Here is a 4,078-nt window from a genome sequence, read left to right on the forward strand (position 1 = left end):
TTGCGGTGGCGGACGGCGTGCTTCCGTCAAATGAAGGACGCGGCTACATCATCCGCCGTTTGCTGCGCCGCGCCGTACGGTACGGCAAAGTGCTGGGGCTTGACCGTCCGTTCCTGTACAGCCTGGTGGAAACCGTCGGCGACATTATGGGCGTATACTACCCGAACGTGGTGGAGAAACGCGAATTCATCGAGAAGGTGATCTCCACGGAGGAAGAACGTTTCCATGAGACGCTGTCCGACGGCCTGGCGATCCTTGAGGAAATCAGCAAGCAGGCGCTGGAGCAGGGCACGAAGCAGATCGGCGGCAGCGATGCATTCAAGCTGTACGATACGTATGGTTTCCCGTTCGACCTGACGGAAGACTATGCGGCTGAGCATGGGCTGACCGTTGACCGCGAAGGCTTTGACGCAGCGATGCAGGAGCAGCGCGACCGCGCGCGTGCAGCCCGTCAGGAGAGCGGAGGCATGAAGGTTCAGGGCGGCGTCTTGTCCGATTATACGGTTAAAAGTGAATTTGTTGGATATAATGACACCGTAACCGAGTCGAAAATTGTGGCGATCATTGTCGATGACGCCATGGTGGACATCGCCGGGGAAGGACAGAGCGCTCAGGTGGTGCTTGACGTCACTCCGTTCTATGCTGAGAGCGGGGGCCAGGTCAGCGACCAGGGTCTGCTGCGCGGCGGATCGGTGACGGCCAGAGTGGAGGGCCTCTTCAAGGCACCGCACGGACAGCATGTGCACCAGGTGACGGTGGAAGCCGGGGAGCTCAAGGTCGGCGAGACCGTCAAGGCGGAGGTCGATCATGACAAACGCAGAGACATCGAGAAGAACCATACGGCGACCCACCTCCTTCATAAAGCGCTGAAGGAAGTACTCGGCACCCACGTCAATCAGGCCGGATCGCTCGTTGAGCCGCAGCGCCTGCGCTTCGACTTCTCGCATTTCGGCAGCATTACGCCGGAAGAACTGGCGGATATCGAACGCCGCGTGAATGAACAAATTTGGAAGGGCACTAATGTAACAATTGAATATAAATCGCTGGATGAAGCCAAAGCGATGGGCGCCATGGCGCTGTTTGGCGAGAAGTACGGCAGCATCGTCCGCGTCGTGCAGGTCGGCGATTACAGCTTGGAGCTATGCGGCGGATGCCACGTGAACAACACGTCCGAGATCGGAATCTTCAAGCTGGTCAGCGAAAGCGGCATCGGTTCGGGGGTACGCCGGATCGAGGCGGTAACCGGCCGTATGGCATACGAATTCCTGGAAGGCCAGCTGTCGCTGCTGAAACAGTCCGCAGAGCTTCTTAAATCAAATCTGCACGACGTGCCGAGACGGATTGAAGCGCTGCACGGCCAGCTGAAAGAGCTGGGACGCGAGAACGAGTCGCTTCAGAGCAAGCTGAGCACGATCGAAGCCGGCCAGCTCACCGAACAGGTGAAGCAGGTAAACGGAAGAGAGCTGCTCGCTGTCCGCGTCAATGCGGGAAGCATGGACGGCCTGCGCTCGATTGCCGACGAACTGAAGGGCAAGCTCCCGAATGCCGTGCTGGTTCTCGGCGCAGCGATGGACGAGAAGGTGAACTTCGTCGTTTCCGTTCCACAGGAGCTCGTGAAGTCGGGGCTTCATGCAGGCAAGCTGGTGAAGGAAATTGCAGCAGTCTGCGGCGGCGGAGGCGGCGGACGTCCCGACATGGCCCAGGCCGGCGGCAAGGACGCCAGCAAGCTGGAAGACGCTTTGAAGCTGGCTGAGCAATTGGTTGGATCTGGAATTTAGGCATATCATCTTTGCCTTCTGCATCCAATACATTGTAAAGACTCCGGCGGCTACCCGGGACTTTGTAAAATTTTGTTTTTTATTTCCGTGGAATTTCCTTCGGCGCGGCCCGGTATGGTATGATAGAAAAAGTAGGAAACCTTAAAGATTCAATTCGTCAAAACATGCATGGACATGTTTTTGAAGAAGCGAGGTGTCACAAATGGATTCCATGGATAAGACAGTCAAGTTTAACGTGAAGGGTGATGAGAAGGAGGCCTCTGCGAAGGATATCCTTCTGACGGTATACGACGCGCTGGTGGAGAAGGATTATAACCCGATCAACCAGATCGTCGGCTACCTGATATCCGGAGACCCCGCTTATATACCGCGCCAGAACAACGCGAGAAGTCTGGTTCGAAAAAAAGAGCGTGATGAGTTGATTGAAGAGCTGGTCCGGTTCTATCTAGCCAATCACCGATAGGAGAGCTTTATGAGAATTATGGGACTCGATTACGGGGACCGCAAAATCGGGGTGGCCGTGAGCGATATGTTCGGCTGGACCGCCCAGGGGCTTGAAGTGGTCGAACGCCGCCGCGACGGGGCGGAAATGCAGCGAATTGCGGATCTGGTCCGCGAGCAGGAAGTGGAAGAAATCGTGGTTGGCCTCCCGAAGAACATGAACGGCAGCATTGGTCCGCGCGGCGAAATCTGCATTGCGTTTGCAGACCAGCTGAGAGACATGCTGAACTTGCCGGTTCATCTGTGGGATGAGCGGTTGACGACGGTATCCGCCGAAAGGACGCTGCTTGAAGCGGATGTCAGCCGGAAGAAACGCAGGCAAGTCGTGGATAAAATGGCTGCCAGCTTGATTTTGCAAAACTATTTGGACTCTAAGAGTAAAAGGTGAGGGTGATACAAATGGCTAATGACCGTAATCGTATGGAAGAAGAAGAACCGGAAATTATTTATATTCCCGATGACGAAGGCAATGAAGAGGAGTTTGAAGTCATCATGAAATTCGAAGTCGACGGCTCGGACTCCAAGTATATGATGGTTGTTCCGCTTGACTCCGAGGATGATGACTCCGACGAGGTCTATGCCTTCCGCTATGAGGAGGACGGAGACGATCTGAAGCTGTATATGATCGAGGACGACGAAGAGTGGGAAATCGTCGAGGAAACGTTCAATACGCTGGTTGCCGAACTTGATGGAGGGAATGAACATGAATGATTTCTCTGCAGATCAGGCCGTATGGACTTCCAAACTGAAGGAAGCCTTTGGTCCAACTGTGGAACTGGAAGATGAGAACGGAGCTACTTCCGTCTATGATCTTACAGCTGAGTTTGAAATCAACGGTCAGAGCTATGCTGTGCTCCAAAAGCCAGGAGATCAAAGCGGAGAATTCGATATCCTGAAAGTGGTCTCCTCGCCTGAAGGAACTCTTGGGCTTGTCACCATAGATGATGACGATGAATGGGAAAATATCAGCGAGCTGTACGACGAAATGACCTTTCCTGAGGACAGCGAAGATTAATCGGGCACAAGGTTTGATCAAGTACCAAAATTGATAACTCCGGAGTCCCCGCAAAGACAGCGGAATGCGTGAAACGGAGCATTGCGCTGCTTTGTGCGCTGCTTTGTGGGGATTTTTTTGGTTATGGAGGGTTGGATCGGTTTGAAAGCTGCCAAAAAGGCTCTGGTAGTGCTGGTGATCGTCTTGGTGATCATTGCTGGCGGGGCCTATTACGTCTGGAACGGCATGCAGCCGGTGAAGGCTTCGCAGAATGCCGTCAAGTTCACCATTGAGCAGGGAATGGGAACTTCGCAAATTGCCGGGGTTCTTAAGCAAAGTGGACTCATTAAAAACGATATGTTCTTTAAAATCTACTTGAAATGGAAAAACCAGGGCTCCCGTTTTCAGGCGGGAACCTATGAGGTGAAGCCGGGGGTAACCTACGACCAGCTGATTGCCAAGCTGAACAGCGGCGAAGTGGTGAAGGCGGAAATGATCCGCATTACGATTCCGGAAGGCTATACGCTGGAGCAGATCGCAAAGACGGTGGGAGAAGCAAGCCAGAGTGATCCGGCCGCGTTCGTAAAGCTGGCGGATACCGGCGGCCAGACGGACGTACCAGCCTTTAAGGAGATCCCCGCGGATACTTCGTTAAAGCATAAGGCGGAGGGGTACCTGTTCCCGGACACGTACGAATTTAAAAAAGGGACTGGGCAGGAAGAGATCCTGACCCGAATGCTGGAGCAAATGCAGAGCAAGCTCGATCAGATCCCTGATCTGGAGCAGAAGCTGAAGGCTCATGGCC

At 54.1% G+C, this 4,078-nt stretch carries 6 protein-coding genes; all 6 read left to right on the plus strand.

Translation table 11 applies throughout. The features are described 5' to 3' along the window. The coding region (gene alaS / locus CPT76_RS21395; protein ID WP_105444406.1) for an alanine--tRNA ligase at positions 1-1,778 on the plus strand (1,778 nt) is incomplete at its 5' end. Between the two features lie 202 nt (positions 1,779-1,980). Then, positions 1,981-2,241: an IreB family regulatory phosphoprotein gene (locus tag CPT76_RS21400; protein ID WP_076169644.1), complete on the plus strand. Its 261-nt coding sequence runs from the start codon at positions 1,981-1,983 to the stop codon at positions 2,239-2,241. A gap of 9 nt (positions 2,242-2,250) precedes the next feature. Next, positions 2,251-2,667, plus strand: a complete 417-nt coding sequence (gene ruvX, locus CPT76_RS21405; RefSeq protein ID WP_076169645.1) for a Holliday junction resolvase RuvX — start codon at positions 2,251-2,253, stop codon at positions 2,665-2,667. Positions 2,668-2,678: 11 nt separating this feature from the next. Then, on the plus strand, positions 2,679-2,990 hold the full coding sequence (locus CPT76_RS21410) for a DUF1292 domain-containing protein (RefSeq protein ID WP_076169646.1): 312 nt from the start codon (positions 2,679-2,681) through the stop codon (positions 2,988-2,990). Further along, positions 2,983-3,294 carry a DUF1292 domain-containing protein gene (locus CPT76_RS21415; protein ID WP_076169647.1) on the plus strand — a complete coding sequence of 104 codons (312 nt, stop codon included), beginning with the start codon at positions 2,983-2,985 and terminating at the stop codon, positions 3,292-3,294. The genes CPT76_RS21410 and CPT76_RS21415 overlap by 8 nt, the downstream gene beginning before the upstream one ends. 141 nt (positions 3,295-3,435) lie before the next feature. Beyond that, a partial coding sequence (mltG, locus tag CPT76_RS21420; RefSeq protein ID WP_181152986.1) for an endolytic transglycosylase MltG occupies positions 3,436-4,078 on the plus strand: 643 nt, incomplete at its 3' end.

It is taken from the genome of Paenibacillus sp. AR247 (genome assembly GCF_002968895.1).
Lineage (GTDB): Bacteria > Bacillota > Bacilli > Paenibacillales > Paenibacillaceae > Paenibacillus_AQ > Paenibacillus_AQ favisporus.

Coding starts and splice junctions, on each gene's coding strand:
- CPT76_RS21400 (WP_076169644.1), top strand. CDS start 1,981: ATGGATTCCATGGATAAGACAGTCAAGTTTAACGTGAAGGGTGATGAG.
- ruvX (WP_076169645.1), top strand. CDS start 2,251: ATGAGAATTATGGGACTCGATTACGGGGACCGCAAAATCGGGGTGGCC.
- CPT76_RS21410 (WP_076169646.1), top strand. CDS start 2,679: ATGGCTAATGACCGTAATCGTATGGAAGAAGAAGAACCGGAAATTATT.
- CPT76_RS21415 (WP_076169647.1), top strand. CDS start 2,983: ATGAATGATTTCTCTGCAGATCAGGCCGTATGGACTTCCAAACTGAAG.